The 19745-nt window shown below is 60.6% G+C and carries 19 protein-coding genes; 11 read left to right on the forward strand and 8 right to left on the reverse strand.

From position 1 onward, the window contains the following. Window positions 1–31 precede the first annotated feature (31 nt). The 4 genes from aroE to mpl all read right to left on the reverse strand — a co-directional run bounded on the left by aroE (window position 32) and on the right by mpl (window position 5056). The gene (aroE, locus tag SBC1_RS14875) at window positions 32–892 is read right to left on the reverse strand and encodes a shikimate dehydrogenase (protein ID WP_165988354.1); all 861 of its coding nucleotides are present in this window, start codon (window positions 890–892) and stop codon (window positions 32–34) included. After that, window positions 889–2973, reverse strand: a complete 2085-nt coding sequence (locus tag SBC1_RS14880; RefSeq protein ID WP_165988356.1) for a ribonuclease catalytic domain-containing protein — start codon at window positions 2971–2973, stop codon at window positions 889–891. Before SBC1_RS14880 ends, aroE begins: the two co-directional genes overlap by 4 nt. 98 nt (window positions 2974–3071) lie before the next feature. Then, window positions 3072–3659, reverse strand: a complete 588-nt coding sequence (locus tag SBC1_RS14885; protein WP_165988358.1) for a YqiA/YcfP family alpha/beta fold hydrolase — start codon at window positions 3657–3659, stop codon at window positions 3072–3074. Then, the gene (gene mpl / locus SBC1_RS14890; protein WP_165988359.1) at window positions 3656–5056 is read right to left on the reverse strand and encodes a UDP-N-acetylmuramate:L-alanyl-gamma-D-glutamyl-meso-diaminopimelate ligase; all 1401 of its coding nucleotides are present in this window, start codon (window positions 5054–5056) and stop codon (window positions 3656–3658) included. Before mpl ends, SBC1_RS14885 begins: the two co-directional genes overlap by 4 nt. Window positions 5057–5226: 170 nt before the next feature. Between mpl and SBC1_RS14895 the strand changes: the two genes are divergently transcribed. From SBC1_RS14895 to SBC1_RS14940, 10 genes are all read left to right on the forward strand, one after another. Next, window positions 5227–5877, forward strand: coding sequence for a UDP-N-acetylmuramate--alanine ligase (locus SBC1_RS14895; RefSeq protein WP_165092551.1), 651 nt, complete (start codon window positions 5227–5229; stop codon window positions 5875–5877). Continuing rightward, window positions 5874–6425 carry a TlpA disulfide reductase family protein gene (locus SBC1_RS14900; protein WP_165092552.1) on the forward strand — a complete coding sequence of 184 codons (552 nt, stop codon included), beginning with the start codon at window positions 5874–5876 and terminating at the stop codon, window positions 6423–6425. Before SBC1_RS14895 ends, SBC1_RS14900 begins: the two co-directional genes overlap by 4 nt. A 203-nt stretch (window positions 6426–6628) precedes the next feature. After that, on the forward strand, window positions 6629–7093 hold the full coding sequence (aroQ, locus tag SBC1_RS14905; RefSeq protein WP_165988361.1) for a type II 3-dehydroquinate dehydratase: 465 nt from the start codon (window positions 6629–6631) through the stop codon (window positions 7091–7093). Between the two features lie 155 nt (window positions 7094–7248). Continuing rightward, complete coding sequence (accB, locus tag SBC1_RS14910) at window positions 7249–7734, forward strand: acetyl-CoA carboxylase biotin carboxyl carrier protein (protein WP_165093399.1); 486 nt, start codon at window positions 7249–7251, stop codon at window positions 7732–7734. A gap of 195 nt (window positions 7735–7929) precedes the next feature. Next, a complete protein-coding gene (gene accC, locus SBC1_RS14915) occupies window positions 7930–9312 on the forward strand; it encodes an acetyl-CoA carboxylase biotin carboxylase subunit (RefSeq protein WP_165092554.1) in 1383 nt (460 codons plus the stop codon). A gap of 22 nt (window positions 9313–9334) precedes the next feature. Further along, window positions 9335–10237: a 50S ribosomal protein L11 methyltransferase gene (gene prmA / locus SBC1_RS14920; protein ID WP_165092555.1), complete on the forward strand. Its 903-nt coding sequence runs from the start codon at window positions 9335–9337 to the stop codon at window positions 10235–10237. Between the two features lie 102 nt (window positions 10238–10339). Further along, complete coding sequence (locus tag SBC1_RS14925) at window positions 10340–11662, forward strand: DUF3426 domain-containing protein (RefSeq protein WP_371826738.1); 1323 nt, start codon at window positions 10340–10342, stop codon at window positions 11660–11662. Window positions 11663–11864: 202 nt separating this feature from the next. Beyond that, window positions 11865–12365 (forward strand): thiol peroxidase, encoded by a 501-nt coding sequence (tpx, locus tag SBC1_RS14930; RefSeq protein ID WP_165092557.1) that lies wholly within the window; start codon window positions 11865–11867, stop codon window positions 12363–12365. A gap of 273 nt (window positions 12366–12638) precedes the next feature. Beyond that, on the forward strand, window positions 12639–13574 hold the full coding sequence (locus SBC1_RS14935) for a carbohydrate kinase family protein (RefSeq protein WP_165988892.1): 936 nt from the start codon (window positions 12639–12641) through the stop codon (window positions 13572–13574). 136 nt (window positions 13575–13710) lie between these two features. Continuing rightward, window positions 13711–14187, forward strand: a complete 477-nt coding sequence (locus SBC1_RS14940) for a glycine zipper 2TM domain-containing protein (RefSeq protein ID WP_165092558.1) — start codon at window positions 13711–13713, stop codon at window positions 14185–14187. Between the two features lie 295 nt (window positions 14188–14482). Here SBC1_RS14940 and SBC1_RS14945 read toward each other — a convergent pair whose 3' ends face one another. The 4 genes from SBC1_RS14945 to SBC1_RS14960 all read right to left on the reverse strand — a co-directional run bounded on the left by SBC1_RS14945 (window position 14483) and on the right by SBC1_RS14960 (window position 18045). Further along, on the reverse strand, window positions 14483–15199 hold the full coding sequence (locus SBC1_RS14945; RefSeq protein ID WP_165988365.1) for a histone H1-like repetitive region-containing protein: 717 nt from the start codon (window positions 15197–15199) through the stop codon (window positions 14483–14485). A 30-nt stretch (window positions 15200–15229) separates the two neighbouring features. Next, the gene (locus SBC1_RS39905; protein WP_165988367.1) at window positions 15230–15544 is read right to left on the reverse strand and encodes a hypothetical protein; all 315 of its coding nucleotides are present in this window, start codon (window positions 15542–15544) and stop codon (window positions 15230–15232) included. Window positions 15545–15743: 199 nt separating this feature from the next. Beyond that, the gene (locus SBC1_RS14955) at window positions 15744–17039 is read right to left on the reverse strand and encodes a ribonucleotide-diphosphate reductase subunit beta (RefSeq protein WP_165988369.1); all 1296 of its coding nucleotides are present in this window, start codon (window positions 17037–17039) and stop codon (window positions 15744–15746) included. A 787-nt stretch (window positions 17040–17826) separates the two neighbouring features. Next, on the reverse strand, window positions 17827–18045 hold the full coding sequence (locus SBC1_RS14960; protein ID WP_089162423.1) for a DUF3820 family protein: 219 nt from the start codon (window positions 18043–18045) through the stop codon (window positions 17827–17829). Window positions 18046–18169: 124 nt separating this feature from the next. Here SBC1_RS14960 and SBC1_RS14965 point away from each other — a divergent pair, with 124 nt between their 5' ends. Beyond that, window positions 18170–19567, forward strand: a complete 1398-nt coding sequence (locus SBC1_RS14965) for an MFS transporter (protein ID WP_165092560.1) — start codon at window positions 18170–18172, stop codon at window positions 19565–19567. Window positions 19568–19745 lie beyond the last annotated feature (178 nt).

Genomic DNA, 19745 nt, shown 5'->3' on the forward strand with positions numbered 1-19745 from the left:
AACGCAACGGCGCGCAGAATCACGCGCTTAACTAAACCTTCGTCGATAACTCCAGCCGCAACGCACGAAGCACGGCGCCGCTGTCGGGGCGCACCCCGCGCCACAGGAAAAACGATTCCGCCGCTTGCTCTACAAGCATGCCAAGGCCGTCCGCCGAACGCGCGCCGAGGCTTTCCGCGTGACGCATGAACACGGTCGGCTGGGCGCTGTACATCATGTCGTAGGCGAGCGTGCCGGGGCCGAATGAACCGTTATCGCAATCGGGCAAGGAGTCGTCGAGACTGCCGGCCGTCGCGTTGACGATCACATCGTACGGACCCGCTTCCACGGAATCCGCATCGCCGCCGGAGAAACGCACATGCGCGGCGTGCGCGGCATCGGAGAAATGATCGACGAGTTGCTGCGCCTTCGACGCCGTCCGGTTAACTATCGTCAGCGCCGCCACGCCGCCGTCCAGCATGGGCAGCACGACACCGCGCGCCGCGCCGCCCGCACCCAGCAGCAGCACGCGCGCGCCCTTCAAACCAATACCAAGATTCCCTTCGATATCACGGACAAGACCCACTCCGTCGGTGTTGTCACCGAGCACGCCGTCAGCGTTGAACGCCAGCGTATTCACCGCACCCGCTGCGGCAGCGCGCGGCGTGAGCGTATTGGCGAAAGCGTGGGCGTCCAGCTTGAACGGCACCGTCACGTTCATGCCGCGACCGCCGGCTTCGATGAACGCGCGGACATCGTCAGAAAACGCGCCGATGGTTCCCAGCACACGACCGTACTCGATCGCTTCACCCGTCTGCTCGGCAAAACGCGCATGAATCCACGGCGATTTGCTGTGCGCGACCGGATTGCCGATCACGGCATAGTGGTCCCGAGTGACAGCGCCAGAAGTCATAGCGTGGGCTCCGCCGTGTCGGGCGTGCTTTCGCCAGCCGGTTCGTCCGTAGAGGCTTCTGCATCGGGCACAGCTTCCGCCTGCGCCTCAGCTTCGCTCTCGGCACTCAAATCTTCCGTTTCAATCAGCTCTTCTTCCGCCTCGTCCTGCTGCGCCTCGGCGTCTTGCGCCGACGCCGGAGCAGGTGCATCGATCACATGCAGCAAGCGGCACGACGCCTCGACGGTGAGTTCATCGAGACTCATGACGTCCAGCATCACCTTCGTCCCGCGCGCGTGCACGCCAAGACCAGGCACATGCAGCATCAGCGGGATTTCGTCCAGGCGCACGAGATCGTCCTTCACCACCGACGCCGCCACGTGCTTCTTATCCTCCTGCTTCAACCAGCGCAGACACCAGAAATACTCCATGCGCCGCTGATAATCGGCGTACGCGGAATACTGGTCATCGAAACCCTGAACCACAGCAAACAGATCGGCATCTTTCGGCTTGAACGGCGCAACCAGCGCAGCCGTCACGCCATGCCGCACGCACGCGAGCAACTGCCATTGATTGACCAAATCGACGTATCGACGCAACGGCGACGTGCTCCACGCATATTGCGCGACGCCGAGCCCTTCGTGCGGCGCGGGCGTGGTCTGCATGCGCGTGCGCTTCGGACCTGGCGCGCCAAATCCGCGCTGCGAGCGATAGATCCCCGGCACGCTGTGATCGTTGAGAAACGCGCCCCACGATGAATTCGCCAAAATCGCCAGCTCGGCGACGATCAGATCGAGCGGCGACCCGCGTCGACGCGGCGTGATCGTGATGTGCTCGCCTTCCACGTAGAAATTGAAGTCGTTATTGCGCTGCACCTCGCGCCGCAGACCGTAACCCGCGCGCGCTTCCTGACGCTTTTCGAACAGCGCTTGCGCGAGCGGCCACAGCACCGCAATGTCATCCTTGTGCGGATACTCGCCGCTACCCGCCGCGAGCGATTCCTCGGTGACATGTTCGTCCAGATGGTTGTGTCGAAGATTGCTCTTCACGAACACACGCTCGGCGCGCGTTTCGGTCGCGACGATTTCCTGCGTTTCCCGATTCACAATGATGTACAGCGACAACGCCGGCCGCAATCCGCCTTCAGCCAGCGTGAACGCTTCCACAACGCTGTCCGGCAGCATCGTGATCTTGTCGCCGGGCATGTACACGGTGGACAACCGCGTGCGAGCGATCGCATCAATCATGTCGCCGCGCGCGATCCCCAGTGCCGGCGCCGCGATGTGAATACCAACGCGCACGCGGCCATCGGCGAGATGCTCGACGGAAAACGCGTCGTCAATTTCAGTGGTGGTGACGTCATCGATGGAGAACGCCTGCACGTCCGCTTCCGGCAAATCGTCGGGCAACGGCGGCACCGTGACAGGCGCAAAGCCCGTCCCGTGCGGGAAAAATTCCGACAGGAAACGCGCTTCGTGCAGCGCACGTGCCGAAGGAATGCCACCCACTTCCAGCATCAGCCGCGCTTGCGAAATGCCGCGAGCGGCAGCGGCCGCTTCGAGCGCCTTATATTCGATAGAGTTCTTGTCCGGCTTCGTCAGCAAGCCGATCGTCTTGCCGGCGAGCGCATCGGGCAGTTTTCCCGCGACCAGCTCCGCTTCGTAACCCGCCTGCACGAGGGCAAGTTGCCGTTTCTTTTCGAGTCCGGCCAGCGCCATCTGCAACTGTTCCTGCGGCGCGCGCTGATATTGCCCGCGCCCCTTGCGGCGGAAATACACCGGCGATCCATGCATGCGCAGCACGAGCGCGGCACGCTCGGTAGCGCCGAATTTATCGCCGAAATAATCCGCGCCCAGTTCCGCGAACGGAAACTCTTCGTCCGGCGCGCACTCCCACAGGAAGTCGAGATCGATGTCCTGTGCTATGGCATCGGCCTGTTGCATCAGATCGGCTGCGTTCGGTTTCTCGAATTCGATCAATACGTCTTTGGCGCGCACTTTCGCACGCCGCCCGCCCGGCAACTCGACCTGAAACGCATCGTTCTGCTTGGACAGAACGGCGCCGGCCTTGAAACTACCTGATTCCTCGAAAAAAACGTTCACTCAATACTCTCGAAAGACTGTTGGTCGGCGTGGCGTCCGGTCGGGTTCGCATCCCGCACACAGCGCCAGGCCCACATAAAAGGAAACGCTCAGGGTCTTCAGGCCGCGACAGCGGGCGGCCGAGCCTCGCAGAACGCGAGCACTTCGTCCAGGTAGCTGGGAAAGTCGCTGATCGCGTGGTCGCTGCCCTGGATCAGCGTGGTCCGTACATCCGGGTAATGCGCGAGCATGGTGCGGTAGTCGAGCACTTCGTCACCGGTGGCAGCTATCAAATAGTAGCGCTCCGGCCGGGTGATCGATGCAACGGAAAGCGCACGTAATTCGTCGATATGACGCGGCTCGACCACAATACTGCCGCCGCCATGCCACAACGGCTGTTCGCCGAGATAAGCGCTCAGGTCCTCTTGCGGCACGACCGCCGGATTCAGCAGCACGGCACGCCAGCCGTATTTTTCGGCTAGCCACGTTGCGTAAAACCCGCCGAGCGAGCTGCCGATCAGCGTGATCTCGTCGTCATGGGCTTCCGCCGCAAGCGTTTCGGCCAGCGCAATGGCTTCTTTAGGCGAGACCGGCAACGTCGGGCACTGCCATTCGTCGATCAGTCCCAGCTCTTCCAGTCGCGCGCGCATCACGCGGGCCTTGAACGATTGTGGCGATGACCGAAACCCGTGCAGATAAAGAATCACACCCGCTCCTTGGTGACCGGCCGCGCGGACAGTGCATCGAGCAGCTTCTGATGCACGCCGCCGAAACCGCCGTTGCTCATCACGAGCACGTGGTCGCCAGGACGGGCCGCGGCGGCGATTGACTTGACCAGCGCCGCGAGGTCGCTGAACGCCTGGGCTTTATCGCCGAGCGGCGCCAGTGCCGCTTGCAGATCCCAGCCGAGCTTGTCGCGGCCTTCGTGCGCGCCGTACCCAAAGACCAGGTCGGCGTCGACAAGACTGGCTGGCAATTGCGCCTTCATCGTGCCGAGTTTCATTGTGTTCGAACGCGGTTCGAGGACAGCCAGAATGCGGCTATTGGCGCCAATACGCGTCCGCAAGCCCGCTACCGTTGTTTCGATGGCGGTAGGGTGATGCGCGAAGTCGTCGTAAACGGTCACACCGTCCACGCTACCCTTCACTTCCATCCGGCGTTTCACGTTCCGGAACGTGCTCAGCGATTGCGTTGCCTGCGCGGGCGGAACGCCTACTGAACGCGCCGCAGCGATCGCCGCCAGTGCATTCATTCGATTGTGCTCGCCTTGCACTTGCCAGTCGACCACGCCCAGGCGCTCGCCTTCCCAGTACACGGCGAACTGCTCGTCAACGGCAACACCGTCGCTCGCGGGCAGCGCTTCCCAGCCGCCTTGTACGCCGAAGCGCTCGACGCCCGACCAGCAACCGCGTGTCAGCACGCGTTCGAGCGCGGCTTCGCGGCCGTTCGTAACGATCCGTCCGACGCCCGGCACGGTACGCACCAGATGATGAAATTGGGTCTCGATAGCACCGAGATCCGGGAAGATATCGGCGTGATCGAATTCGAGATTGTTCAGCACAGCCGTGCGCGGGCGATAGTGAACGAACTTGGAGCGTTTATCGAAGAAAGCGGTGTCGTATTCGTCGGCTTCGATGACGAAGAAGCTTGAATCCGTCAGCCGTGCCGAGATGCCGAAATTCAGCGGCACGCCGCCGATCAGGAATCCCGGATTCATGCCGGCATCTTCCAGCAGCCACGTCAGCATGGAACTCGTGGTGGTCTTGCCGTGCGTGCCGGCGACCGCGAGTACCCATTTGCCGTTTAGAACGTGCTCGCCGAGCCATTGCGGGCCGGACGTGTAGGGCAAGCCGCGATCGAGGATGGCTTCCATCAGCGGATTGCCGCGCGTCACGACATTGCCTATTACAAACAGATCCGGTTCGAGCGCGATTTGCTCGACACCATAACCTTCGATCAACTCGATGCCCTGCGCTTCGAGCTGGGTGCTCATTGGCGGATAGACGCCGGCGTCGCAACCGGTGACGCGATGACCCGCTTCGCGGGCGAGGACCGCGAGACCACCCATGAATGTGCCGCAGATACCGAGGATGTGAATGTGCATAAAGCGTGTGTTCGTGGCGGGAGGGCCGTTAGCACGGGGGGAATGAGTGAGGTATTCCGGCGCCCGGAGCGGTACATTGTAACCGACGGATGGGCGCGGATTTTTGCCCGCGGCCGAGGGTTCCGTCCGCACGAGCGCGATCGAAAACCTATCTCCGGTATCATTCCGCCATGATTCGCAAATCACATTTCGATCCGCTTCGCGTGCGCGAAGAAATCGCCATCGCGGCGGCGCGGCTGATCGCCGAAGATGGCCTCGACTATTCCACCGCGAAGCGCAAAGCCGCCCGTCAAGTCGTCGGCGAAACACGCATTGGCGGCGAATGGCTACCGGATAACGGTCAGATCGAAGAAGAAATCCGCGAATATCAAGCAATCTTCCAAAGCGAAAGCCAGCCAGCCGTCCTGCGGCGCATGCGCGAAGTCGCACTCGAATGGATGCAACGGCTCCAGCCATTCAACCCGTACCTGACCGGCGCCGTGCTGAACGGCACAGCAGGTGAACACTCGGACATCCACCTGCAATGCTTCTGCGATAACCCCAAGGAAGTCGCTATTTATTTGCTGAACGCGAACGTTCAATACGACGTATCGGAAACCCGGCATTTTGCCGGCCGCGGCTACGTTGAAACCCTGAGCTTCCTGATGCGCCCCTCGCGCGACGAAGAACCCATGGGCATTCACGTCGCCCTCTACGACACCAACGACCTGCGCGGCGCCGTCCGCGCGGACGGCCGGGGCAAGCTTGCACGTGCAAGCGCTGCCGCCGTGCGCGCCTTGCTCGACGAGCCCCCCGCCCCCACACCCGCCACCTCACTATGAACTCCATGCGCATTGTTGCTGCCCTCGTGATCGCCATTGCGGCAACCGGCGGCGGTTTCTACGCCAGCCACATGATGATGGGCGGCGAAACTAGCCAGGCAGCAGAAGCCACGACGAAAGCCAGCGGCAACGCCGTCGATGATCTCTGGAAAGCACAGTTGCAAAGCGCTGCAGGCACGCAGCAAGCACTTGCCTCGTTCAAGGGCAAACCCGTGGTAGTGAACTTCTGGGCGTCGTGGTGCGGCCCGTGCGTGAAGGAAATGCCGACCCTCGCGGCGCTTCATCGTGAATATGAGAAGAAAGGCATCACGTTTATCGGACTCGGCGTCGATTCCGAGAAAAACGTGAACGCGTTTCTTCAGAAGGTACCCGTCGATTATCCGATCTACATCGCGGGCTTCGGCGGCGCCGATCTTGCCCGCAGCTTCGGCAATAACGCGGGCGCGCTGCCCTTCACTGTCGTCATCGACGCGAAAGGGGTGATTCGTTCGACAAAACTCGGCGAAGTCGATCCAAAAGAGCTGAAAGCGACGCTCGACGCCCTATAAGACGGCCATTTGACCCTCCGCAAATCGATATCGATCGCGGGGAGATGCCGTCATTTCAGGAAACTTTGCGCGAAAATACGTGCAAAATGCGCGTATTCGACCCTCCCGCACACTTGAACCGGGTCTCGGGCGGGTCGTAAAACTAGACAAAATTCTCTAAAGGGCGCTAAAGTGCGCCCAACTCCGCACAAACCAAAGCCACTATGTCACGACTGCTGGTCCTGCACGGCCCAAATCTTAATCTGCTCGGCACCCGCGAACCGGACGTCTACGGTCGGGTAACGCTCGCAGAAATCGATAAGGCGCTCGCAGAAAAGGCACAGGCGGCCGGCGCGGAATTGTCTTCGTTTCAAAGCAATCATGAAGGCGCGATCGTGGACCGCATTCAGCAAGCGCGGACCGAACAGGTGGACATCGTGCTGATCAATCCCGCCGCCTACACGCACACGAGCGTCGCGATCCGCGATGCCCTCGCGGGCGTGGCGCTGCCGTTCATCGAGATTCATTTGTCGAACGTGCACAAGCGGGAAGCTTTCCGGCACCACTCCTATTTCTCCGATCTGGCCGAAGCCGTGATATGCGGCCTGGGCTGGAAAGGCTATCTGTACGCGCTCGATTTCGCTCTCGAGCGTCTTGCAATGAATGCTGCTGCAAAGCCACGCGCTTGAGTCGCGATCCGCTCAAAGCAATTGAACTGCTCGCGCAACGTGATGCGGAGCCTGTGTCTGCAGCTTCGGACAACGCTCCCGTCGGCGGCACCCAACTACCAAGTCAAGCACCGGAAAAAGCTTCCGGTCACCAAGCATTGAAAGGGGAATTTTCGATGGACCTTCGTAAACTTAAAACTCTTATCGACCTCGTCTCGGAATCCGGCATCTCGGAGCTGGAAGTCACCGAAGGCGAAGGCAAGGTTCGCATCGTCAAGAATGCCGCGCCGGTCTACATGCAGGCTCCGCAGTACATGCAGCAAGGCCCGATGCAGCAAGCGCCGCAATACGGCCCGCCAGGCGACGCAGGCAATGCTGGCGCCGTCGCCGGTGCCCCTGCTACGCCGGCTGCCGTCGTGCCGCAAGGTCACGTAGTGACCTCGCCGATGGTCGGCTCGTTCTACCGTGCGCCGTCGCCGGGCGCGGACGCGTTCGTGCAGGTGGGCGACACCGTCAAGGAAGGCCAGACGCTTTGCATCATCGAAGCAATGAAGCTGCTCAATGAAATTGAGTCGGACAAGTCGGGCATCGTGAAGGAAATCCTCGTCGAGAACGGCCAGGCCGTCGAATACGGTCAGCCGCTGTTCGTCATTGGCGACTGAGCGGCGATTGATTTTTCGCGATGCCGCCGGCGAGAAGCGCAGTCAGTTGTCATGCGCCAAGCCGGTGGCCGCAGCACTCGGGCGCTCGCCTGATTAGTCTGATCGGTCAGACTACCCGGCGAGACGCGCCGCCGATCTCCCAGGACCGCTACGGACAACCGTCCAGGCGTTCTATCGATGAGTCGAAACCTTGCTATGTTTGAAAAAATCCTCATTGCGAACCGTGGTGAAATCGCGCTTCGAATCCAGCGCGCGTGCCGCGAACTAGGCGTCAAGACGGTCATCGTCTATTCAGAAGCCGATAAAGAAGCCAAGTACGTGAAGCTGGCCGATGAAGCCGTGTGTATTGGACCGGCTCCGTCCAACCTCAGCTACCTCAACATGCCGGCGCTGATCAGCGCGGCCGAAGTCACCGACGCCGAAGCAATCCACCCCGGCTACGGCTTCTTGTCGGAGAACGCGGATTTTGCAGAGCGTGTGGAGCAATCCGGCTTCACGTTCATCGGACCGCGTCCGGAAACTATCCGTTTGATGGGCGACAAAGTATCCGCCAAGCAAACGATGATCAAGACGGGCGTGCCGTGCGTCCCGGGTTCAGAAGGCGCGTTGCCGGAAGATCCGAAGGAAATCGTGAAGATTGCACGCGCGGTCGGGTACCCGGTGATCATCAAGGCAGCAGGCGGCGGCGGTGGCCGCGGCATGCGCGTGGTGCACACCGAAGCGGCGCTGGTGAACGCGGTGAACATGACCCGCGAAGAAGCTGGCCGTGCATTCGGTAATCCGCAGGTCTACATGGAGAAATTCCTGGAGAACCCGCGGCACATCGAAATCCAGATTCTTGCCGACTCGTTCCGTAATGCAATCTGGCTGGGCGAGCGCGATTGCTCCATGCAGCGCCGTCACCAGAAGGTGATTGAAGAAGCGCCGGCGCCGGGTATTGCGCGCCGCTTGATCGAGCGGATTGGCGATCGTTGCGCCGACGCCTGCAAGAAAATGGGTTATCTCGGCGCGGGTACGTTCGAATTCCTGTACGAGAACAACGAGTTCTATTTCATCGAAATGAACACGCGCGTGCAGGTCGAGCATCCGGTGACGGAGCTGATTACCGGCGTGGATATCGTGCAGGAACAGATCCGTATTGCTGCCGGCGAGAAGCTTGCGTTCCGTCAGAAGGACATTGTGTTTCGCGGTCATGCGATTGAATGCCGGATCAACGCGGAAGATCCGTTCAAGTTCACGCCATCGCCGGGACGTCTCACGTCATGGCATGCGCCGGGCGGTCCGGGAATTCGCGTTGACTCGCATGTGTATAACGGCTATTTCGTGCCGCCGAATTACGACTCGATGATCGGCAAGCTGATCTCGTACGGCGCGACCCGCGAGCAAGCGATCAACCGCATGCGCATTGCGCTGTCGGAAATGGTCGTGGAAGGCATTTCGACCAACATCCCGCTGCATCGGGAGATGATGATCGATGCAAAGTTCGTCGAAGGCGGCACGAGCATTCATTACCTCGAAAACAAGCTCGCCGCGCGCAAGGCGGCAGCCGCCGTCGCCGCAGAAGACGCGGCGCAATAAACGCAATAAGTAAGGCTTCAAGATGAGCTACCGGGAATTGATCGCCGAGCTGGACCGGGAACACGCGGAAGCGTTGTCGGATGCGCTGCTGGAATTGGGCGCGCTGTCGGTATCGGTGGAAGACGCCGACGCCGATACCCCCGACGAGCAGCCGCTGTTCGGCGAACCCGGCCTGACGCCGGACCAGAAGGCGTGGAACCGCTCGCGGGTCGTCGCCCTTCTCGCCAATGACGCTGATCCCGCCGTGCTGCTCGCGGCGGCGGCGAATGAGATCGGCTTGAAGGACACGCCGGCGTTCACGCTGCGCGATGTGGAAGATCAGGACTGGGTGCGCCTCACGCAATCCCAGTTCGATCCTATTCCTATCGGCAAGCGGATCTGGGTCGTGCCGTCATGGCATGCAGCGCCCGATCCGGACGCGCTCGTGCTTGAACTCGATCCAGGTCTCGCGTTTGGCACCGGTAGCCATCCGACTACACGGCTGTGCATGGAATGGCTCGAGCAATCGGTTGAACAAAACCAGTCCGTGCTCGATTACGGTTGCGGTTCCGGCATCCTCGCGATCCTGGCGAAGAAATGCGGCGCGAACCCGGTGATTGGTATTGATATCGATCCTCAAGCGGTGGAATCCGCACGCCAGAATAGCGAGCGCAATCACGCCGATGTCACCTACGGTCTGCCCGACGATTGCCCCGAAGGCCAATTCGATATTGTGGTCGCGAACATTCTTTCGAACCCGCTGAAGCTGATGGCATCAATGCTTTCCGCGCGCGTGAAACCGGGCGGACGCATTGCGTTATCGGGCATTCTGGCGCGCCAGGCCGACGAAGTTGCCGCTGTTTATGCACGCTGGATCGACATCAGCGTATGGCGGGAACACGAAGGCTGGGTGTGTCTTGCGGGTACCCGCCGCGAAAGCCTTTAGAATAGCGCCATCGTCCATCTACCGGCCTCTGGCCTTCGGCTACATATGGCGCTGGCAACCCGCTGTCCCCACTGCGAAACGGTTTTCCGTCTGGACCCTCATTTGCTCGCGCCGCACGACGGCCGCGTGCGGTGTGGCCATTGCCAGGAAATCTTCGACGCAGCGCATTACCAGTTCGACCGCGACGAAACCGTCATGGCCGCGCTGGCGGCAACCGCGCCTAATTACGGCGTAGACCCGGCAAGCCCTTGGGCAGAGAAGTCGAGCGCCGAGGTCGCCGGCGACAAGCGTGACGCGCTGGGTATCCCCCTGCATCCGTTCGTCTCCAATACGGCGCTAGCCCCTCAGGTCGAAGCGGAACGCCCTCCGATTGAGCGCGCTGAACCGCTCGCGGGCCTCGCTGCCGCTGAAGCGGTTTCGCGCACGCGTGCGGAGAGCGAGTTTCCCGGGGAAGCACTCGCCGAATCCCCGTGGCAATCGGTTGATCGGGCTAATCGCGCTGAGGCAGACGCACAAGCTGAAGCACCCGCCGACGCCCTCGCTCGTACCCAACCGCCGGCAGATTCTTTCGTGGGTCGTAACGAAGGCGATTCGCTGGAGGAATCGCGCACCGATCCCTTCATTGGCCGCACTGAAATCGAAGCGCTTAACGAGTCACGCGCCGACGAGTCACGCGCCGAGTCGCGCGCCGACGCCTTACGTGCCGGTTCCCGCACAGAACCGTTCGTGGGCCGGAGTGCACCGCATTCGGAGCCGGAAACGCCCGCGCCGCGTCGCCCAGTCGATACCACCGCCCGCTCCGAACCCGCCCCGCTCGGTACCACACCCGCAGCGCCGTGGGCAGCAGACCCCGCAGAGCCGAGCTTCGGCAACGCGGCTGCGTCGTCGGAACCCGCCTCTGAGCCGTTCCCCGTTATCCGTGAAACGCGCGCGCCGGCCCGGTCGGGAATCGTGTGGAAGATCATCGGCTCGCTGATTGCACTCGTGCTGCTGATCACGCTGCTCGCGCAGGCCGCATGGTGGGAACGGGAAACCGTGATGGTCTACTGGCCCGCCTCGCAACCGCTCTTCGCGCAAGCATGCGAGCAGATTGGTTGCGTGGTCGCGCCGCCGCGGGATATCGACGGGCTGCAGATCGAGAACTCCGGACTGCGCCAGGTGGACGGCTCGCACAAGCTTGAACTGAAACTTTCGCTGCGCAATCGCTTCGACGTGGCGATCGCGTATCCGGCGCTTGAGCTCACCCTCCTCGACGATAAAAACAACGTCGCGATCCGGCGTGTCCTGTGGCCGCAAGACTACGCGCGTCCGGGCACGGTGATCGGCGCCGGCCTGCCCGCGCACAGTACGCAGCCAGTGATCGTCAGGCTAGATACCGGCGACGCGGTCGCGGCGAATTATCGCGTGCAGATTTTTTATCCCTGACACGCGCCTGCTTCAGCATGTTTGTTGACGCGCGCATACTTTCACGCGCGTCTGCTTTCAGGTTTTTACGCTCGACCGTTTTCTACGCGTTTCCACGTGTGCCCTGTGATCAGCCAGTCGTTTTTTCCACGCACGTCGCTCGTTCGTCCCCGGCCGAGCGACGCGCATATTCCCTGAACGTCAGACACTTTCTGGAGTAGACATGAGCCAAGTTACCCTCGGCGGCAACCCGATCGACGTGGCAGGCACGTTCCCGGCAGCCGGTGCTAAAGCAGCCGACTTCACCCTGGTCGGCAAGGATCTGGGCAACCTGACGCTGGCGAGCTTCGCCGGTAAGCGCAAGGTCCTGAACATTGTGCCGAGCCTCGACACGCCGACGTGCGCCACCTCCACGCGCAAGTTCAACGTTGCCGCGGCCGGACTCGACAACACCGTGGTGGTGGTCGTGTCGGGCGACCTGCCCTTCGCAGCAACGCGCTTCTGCACGACGGAAGGCATCGAAAACGTAGTGACAGCATCGACGTTCCGCGGCCATGACTTCGCGCAAGCCTACGGCGTCGATGTCACGAGCGGACCGCTGACGGGCCTGACGGCGCGCGCAGTAGTGGTGATCGATGAAAACGACAAGGTGCTGTACTCGGAACTCGTGCCGGAAATCAAGAATGAGCCGAACTACGACGCAGCGCTGGCCGCGTTGAAGTAAGCATCGGAGAGCGCGGGCCGGTTGCGGCCTGCCTCTCTCTCCGAGCGGCGGCGAGCCGCATCTCGATCCACCCCTCGCCGCGCCGGATAAACACCCGAAGCACGACGGTTATTCAATCAGCCGAGGCCGTAAGCGGCAATGCGCATCCGTGACGGGGTGGAACTGGAACACCCGCCGCGTGACGAATGCGCAGCGTTTCATGCAGGCATGCACGGTGCACAGGAACTCAAGCCCGCGCGCACTTTCATCGATCAATTTTCAGGGAATTCGCCAGTGTCTACGCTCATCTGCGGCTCGCTCGCCTACGACAACATCATGACTTTCCAGGGCCGCTTCGGCGACCACATCCTGCCGGACCAGGTGCATCAGCTGAACATCAGCTTCCTCGTCCCCACGATGCGACGCAACTTCGGCGGCTGCGCGGGCAACATTGCCTACGCGCTGAACCTGCTCGGCGGCGACGCGAAGATCATGGCGACCCTCGGCGAAGCCGATGCGCAGCTCTACCTCGATCGTTTCGATGCGCTTGGTTTGTCGAGGGAATATGTGCGCGTGCTGCCCGACCAGCATTCGGCGCAATGCTTCATCACCACCGACCTCGGGAACAACCAGATCACCGCATTCCACCCCGGCGCGATGATGGACTCGCACTTGAACCACGCCAGCGAAACCAAGGGCATCACGTTGGGCATCGTTGCACCGGACGGCGCCGACGGCATGCGCCAGCACGTCGAGGAACTGGCGGCAACGGGCGTGCCCTTCGTCTTCGATCCGGGCCAGGGCCTGCCCATTCTCGAAGGTGTGCAACTTCGTCGCATGATTGAACTCGCCACTTACGTGGCAGTCAACGATTACGAGGCGAAATTGCTGAGCAACAAGACCGGCTGGTCAATCGACGAAATACTGAGCCGCGTGCAAGCGCTCGTGATCACGCGCGGCGAACACGGCGCGCAGATCCTGCACGCTGAAGGCATCGAAGAAATTCCGGCCGTGAAGGCTCAGAAAGTCGTCGATCCCACCGGTTGCGGCGACGCATTCCGTGGTGGCCTGCTGTATGGCATCGAGAACAAGCTGGGCTGGGCAAAAACAGGCCGTCTCGCCAGCCTGATGGGCGCGCTGAAAATCGAACATCAGGGACCGCAGACGTATGCGCCCTCCCGTGCCGAGATCCGCGAGCGATTCGAGCAGGCGTTTGGTTCGGCTCTCTAAGGATTTCGAGCAATGCAGCGAGGAAGGTCGAAATGAGTCATTGAAGCGGATTTGAGAAACGCTTAAGCAATGACATGTAGCGGCAGGCTGTTGGCTTTTTCAAGCAACAGCCTGCCGTAATTTTGTGGAGTGAAGAATGAAGTTAACAAGTCGTATGGCGCTCGCAGTAGCGCTTTTTAGCTCCGTCGTCATGACGGGGTGCGCCTATAACAGCAGTTCGCCCGATGTGTACACCGCGTCGCAGGCCCAGCGCGAAGAGACGGTCCGCATGGGTACCGTCGACAGCGTGCGCGGCGTGAAGATCAGCACCAACAACGGCCAGCCTAGCGGGCTTGGCGCTATCGGCGGCGGTGCACTGGGTGCGGTTGCAGGCAGCGCGCTCGGCGGCGGGCGTGGCTCGATCCTGACGGGTATCGTCGGCGGGATCGCGGGTGCGGTGGCGGGCAATGCTGTCGAGAACGGCGTTGCAACGCAGAACGGACTGGAGATCACCGTGCGCCTGGATAACGGCGACATGCGCGCCATTACTCAAACCGCAACCGGCGAAGTGTTCCAGGCCGGCGAGCGCGTTCGGTTGTTGTCGAGCGGCGGTGTGACACGAGTGACGCACTAGCGGATGAAGAACGCGCCGGCATGATCGAATAGGTCTTGCCGGGGTCGGAGAAAAGCGCATGCGCCTTTGGGCACATGCGCTTTTTTTCGTCTGCGAGTCTGGCGTGCGTTGGGTGTGGGGATGCTGAGCGCACCGCCCCTGCTCCGCTACATGTCTACATGCCTACACACTCACATGTGACAGTCGATAAAAAACCCGCTGCCGGCAAAACTACCGGAAGCGGGTTTGGACCGCGTAGCACTACACGGTCACGGGACACATCGCGTGTGTCGAAGTACTGCGTTACAGCCTGCGCTTACGGACGGCTGCCCGTCGGGAACGGCCATGCAGCGGCCGGATTCAACGCCGTCTTGACCGTTGCAGCCGGGGCCGGCGCTGCAGGTGTCGTTGCTGTCGTTGCCGGCGCTACAGCAGCCGTCTTCTTCGCAGCGGCAGCCTTCTTGGCCGGAGCCTTTTTAGCAACCGGAGCGGGCGCTGCAGCAGGAGCCGCAACCGGAGCAGCAGCTACGGCAGTCTTCTTCGCAGCAGGGGCAGCCTTCTTGGCGGGCGCAGCCTTCTTGGCGGCCGCCTTTTTGGCAGGTGCCTTCTTAGCAGGCGCCTTTTTAGCAGCGGCCTTTTTAGCAGCAGCCTTTTTAGCAGGGGCCTTCTTGGCCGCAGCCTTCTTGGCAGGCGCCTTTTTGGCAGCAGCCTTCTTCGCAGGCGCCTTCTTGGCGGCAACCTTCTTAGCCGCTGCTTTCTTCGCAGGAGCCTTCTTGGCTGCAACCTTCTTCACTGCAACTTTCTTGGCGGCAACTTTCTTCGCTGCCGGTGCCTTCTTGGCCGCAACCTTCTTTGCTGCAACCTTCTTCGCCGCGACCTTCTTCACTGCGACTTTCTTGGTTGCAACCTTCTTCACTGCAACTTTCTTGGCCGCCGGTGCCTTCTTCGCTACCGTTGCCTTCTTGGCAGCCGTTTTCTTAACAGCCGGTTTCGCTGCAGCTTTCTTTGCGACGGATTTCTTGGCTAATGCCATCATTTTCTCCTTCAGGTTTCAAGATGAGAGTCAGTTCGAACAACACCCTTCGTCAAAACCCGCTTCCCGCGTGGGCTTCTCAGGACGCACGCTGCGAAGCGGATTATTCATCGGCGTACGCTGATGGAGCTTGCTTACGCTAATGAATACGGCAAGGCGCGCGGTGCCACAAGGCACCGCGCGCCAAATTAAGTCAGCACCAGAAGAAGGTGCCGGCAATCGCTTGATCGGGCCGTCGGCGCTGCCGACGGCATATTTCGGGGGGAAGTTTGCCCGTCCCACTGAAGGGTCCGCAAAACGCCTGTCATCTTTTTGGGCTGTTAAGCCACAAGGCGCACTTTGCATCAGGCGACCGTTCTCCTAAACCTGTTAGCCGGCGCGCGCGCAATCGTGATTGCACGCGATGGCGCCGGTTTGCCATTCATCCCGCATTCATCCCGTCTACTCGGCGCCCTCTGCGGGCGCCCGGTCTACATCTAATTCGTTGTGGCAATGCGTCCATTGCCACTGGCTGACGCTCATTCACTGAGACTCGCTGACTGGCTTATTCCCAGGTCAGCGCGCCGCCCGTCTGATACTCGATCACTCGCGTCTCGAAGAAGTTGCGTTCCTTCTTCAAGTCGATCATCTCACTCATCCACGGGAACGGATTTTCTTCGTTCGGGAACAGCGGGTCGAGGCCGATCTGCTGGCAACGACGGTTACAGATGAAACGCAAATAACTCTTGAACATGGCGGCATTCAGACCGAGCACGCCGCGCGGCATCGTGTCTTCTGCGTACCGGTATTCCAGTTCGACGGCTTCCTGGAAGATCTCACGAATCTCCGCGCGAAATTCCGGCGTCCACAGTTGCGGCTCTTCCAGCTTGATCTGGTTGATCAGGTCGATGCCGAAGTTGCAGTGCATAGACTCGTCGCGCAGGATGTACTGATACTGCTCCGCCGCACCCGTCATCTTGTTCTGGCGACCCAGCGCCAGGATCTGCGTAAAGCCAACGTAGAAGAAGAGCCCTTCCATCACGCAAGCAAACACGATCAACGACTTCAGCAATTTCTGGTCCGCTTCAAGCGTCCCGGTGGTGAAGGCCGGGTCGGTCAGCGTGTTGATGAACGGAATCAGGAACTCGTCCTTCGCGCGGATCGAGTCGACCTCGTGATACGCGTTGAAGATTTCGCTCTCGTCCAGACCCAGCGATTCGACAATGTACTGATACGCGTGCGTGTGGATCGCTTCCTCGAACGCCTGGCGCAGCAGGAACTGCCGGCACTCGGGCGCCGTGATGTGGCGATACGTCCCGAGCACGATGTTGTTGGCAGCGAGCGAGTCGGCCGTGACGAAGAAACCGAGGTTGCGCTTCACAATCCGGCGTTCGTCGTCGGAGAGGCCGTTCGGGTCCTTCCACAGCGCGATGTCGCGCGACATGTTCACTTCCTGCGGCATCCAGTGGTTCGCACAACCCGCCAGATACTTTTCCCACGCCCACTTGTACTTGAACGGCACCAACTGATTCACGTCGGTCTTGCCGTTGATGATGCGCTTGTCCGCCACATTCACCCGCTTTGCACTTGCCGCCGCGATGTCGCTGGCGCTGGGTGCCGCGGGAGCAACGAAGTCGCTCGCAAAAATATTCGGTCCTGCTGCCATTTGGTGAGCCGCTTGAAGAACACCATGACCGGCGACTTGCGTGGCTGCATGCGAACTGACTGGAGCTGCAGCACGCGATGCCTGGCTGACTGCTTGGCTGACGCCGGCAACCTGACCCGCCGGGTTACGCAACGTGTTGTGTTGCGAACCGTTCGAGGGAGTTACGGCAGTGGTCTCGTCATCCCAGTTGAGCATAAATTCTCACCATCAATTTAGATCGGTTTGTACCATCTTTCCATGAGCGATAAAAGAGCTTGCTCATAAAAATCCTGTTTTCGTGTTGACGCTGCTACTTGCATACAACACTTTGCGTTGAGCTCACTGCTTGAAGCTTCATGCGAAGTCTCGTTGAACGTGTTCGATGCAGTGCTCGCTCAGTGCTTCTTCAAGCTCTTTCAACGGTGCTTTTGCTTGGAGCACCTGCATCGTCCAGCTCTGCTGTGAATCGTCTTTCGTGTGGTCTTGCGTGCGCAATTAGCGTGGCAGCAAGCGTGGAAATTGAAGCGTGAGATCGAACAGCTTTCACTGCGTGATTGCTTCGATGAAAACCTGGTGCGTCCGCTTATTCGCACAATGCGCGATTGTCCGGTCAAGTGCTGCTCGCGACTATCTTCACTTCACGACGATGCTCACCCTACCTCCGAGCCAAGCTTTGGATCATGAGCTTCCATGACCCGCTTCAACCTGCTTTTCGAGTGCCGAGCGACATGAAAAACCCGTTGCGCCGAGCTCGCGATTACACGCGTCTTGCTGCTGAAAACGATACGCTGGCGCGCCTCGTTTCCATGTCGAAAGTGTAGCACTCGACGTCGTCATCGCAAAGGCAAAACCACAAAATATTGGGTGTTTTGTGCCTGCGACGACTACCTATAGTACAAACGAATACGTCATGCAAGAGCGGATTTCACGCGTGAAAATGCGACTGTGATGTCACTGCGCGCACGCGTGGATCACCCACCAGCGGCTGCTCGCACACAACTTTTCAACCTCGCTTGTCGCGCAGCGGCGTGAGTAGTTCGCGCAAATTGTTGTGATCGATTTCGTGCATCAGCGCGAGCAGCCGGCCGAGTTGTCCTGCAGGAAAACCCTCACGTGCGAACCACGCGAGATAGTGACCGGGCAGGTCCGCGATCACGCGGTCCTTGTACTTTCCGTAGGGCATCTTCTGCGTGACGAGACGCTGCAGATCTTCCGGGTCCATCGTCGTTCTCCTCGGGTTTTATCGGAGCGAAGTGTCGCTCATCTCGGCAACTCGCGATGTCGCTGTCATGATATCGATGCCATAATCCAGCTTCCCGCCGCGAAGAGATCCCCTTCCGTTCTCCATGTCGCTAGCCATCAAAGCTTTCGTTGCCCCTCTCATCGTCGCCTGCGCGATGTTCATGGAAAGCGTCGATGCCAATGTCATCGTCACCGCTATTCCCGAAATGGCCAAAGCGTTCGGCCGTGATCCCGTCACGCTGAAGATTGCCGTCACCAGTTACGTGCTCGGCCTCGGGGTTTTCATCCCGATCTGCGGCTGGGTCGCCGACCGCTTCGGCGCGCGCACGATCTTCCGTCTCGCTATCGGCATCTTCGTCGCCGGCTCTCTCCTCTGTGCGGCGTCCACTTCGCTGATTCCGTTCACGCTCGCGCGTTTCGTCCAGGGCGTAGGCGGCGCGATGATGGTGCCGGTCGGCCGGATCATCATCTTCCGTTCTGTGCGCCGCTCCGAATTCATCCGCGCGATGAACTACCTCTCGTTACCCGCCATGCTCGGCCCCGCCGTCGGGCCGCTGCTCGGCGGCTTTATCACCACCTATTTGCACTGGCGCCTGATCTTCTTCATCAACATCCCGATCGGCATCCTTGGCATCTACCTGACCAACCGTTACATCGGTAACGCGCGCGAGCCGCATCCCGGACCGCTCGACTGGTTCGGCTTCTTTCTGTCAGCGAGCGCCGGCACATTGTTTCTGCTCGGACTCTCGCTGATCGGCGGCGAGCTTGTCTCCAACCTGACAGCAACATGCATGACGCTCGCCGGCGTCGCTTTCCTGATCGTGTATTTACTGCACTCGCGACGCGTAAAAATTCCGCTCCTTGATCTGCGCTTCCTCCGCGTGCCGACGTTCCAGGCGAGCGTGATGGGCGGCTCGTTGTTTCGCATCGGCTTGGGAGCGGTGCCTTTCCTGCTCCCGCTCGCAATGCAGGAAGGCCTCGGCATGAGCGCGTTCAAGTCCGGGTCGATCACCTGCGCGTCCGCGTTTGGCGGCATGTTCATGCGCTCGCTCGCGTCGCGCGTGCTGCACCGGTTCGGCTTCCGGCAGACGCTGATAGTCAACGCGGCACTGTCAGGCATCGCGATCGCCGCGTGCGGCATGTTCTATCCGGGCACGCCGACGTGGCTCATCTGGGCCGTCGTGCTCCTCGGCGGTTTTTTCCCGGCGTTGCAATTCACGAGCCTCAACTCGCTGACGTATGCCGAGATCGAAAGCCGCGATGTCGGCCGCGCGACGAGTCTCGGGAGTTTTATCCAGCAGGTGTCGCTGGGGTTGGGCGTGACGATCGGTGGTATCGCGCTCCAGATTTCACATTCGCTGCAGGGACATCCGCAGATTGTCTGGTCGGATTTCTGGCCGGCGTTTGTCGTCGTCGGATTGTTTTCGTTCCTTTCGATTCCGATTACCGCGAAGCTGAGTCGGGACGCTGGACATGAGATATCGAGGGGAACGCGCGGGTGAAGCAAGAGCGTGGCGATTCATCAAAGGCGGCGACGATACATATAAGAAAGCCAGCGCTGAATTCGCCAGCCCGGTCCGTCGTCGAAAAAGCCAATGCATCTTCGGTGCCGGCTTCGGGTTTCAAACGCTGCAACGCGTCCGAACTCGGCGAGCGTAAATACAAACGGCTCACTCCGAA

This window comes from Caballeronia sp. SBC1 (assembly GCF_011493005.1).
Taxonomy (GTDB): Bacteria; Pseudomonadota; Gammaproteobacteria; order Burkholderiales; family Burkholderiaceae; genus Caballeronia.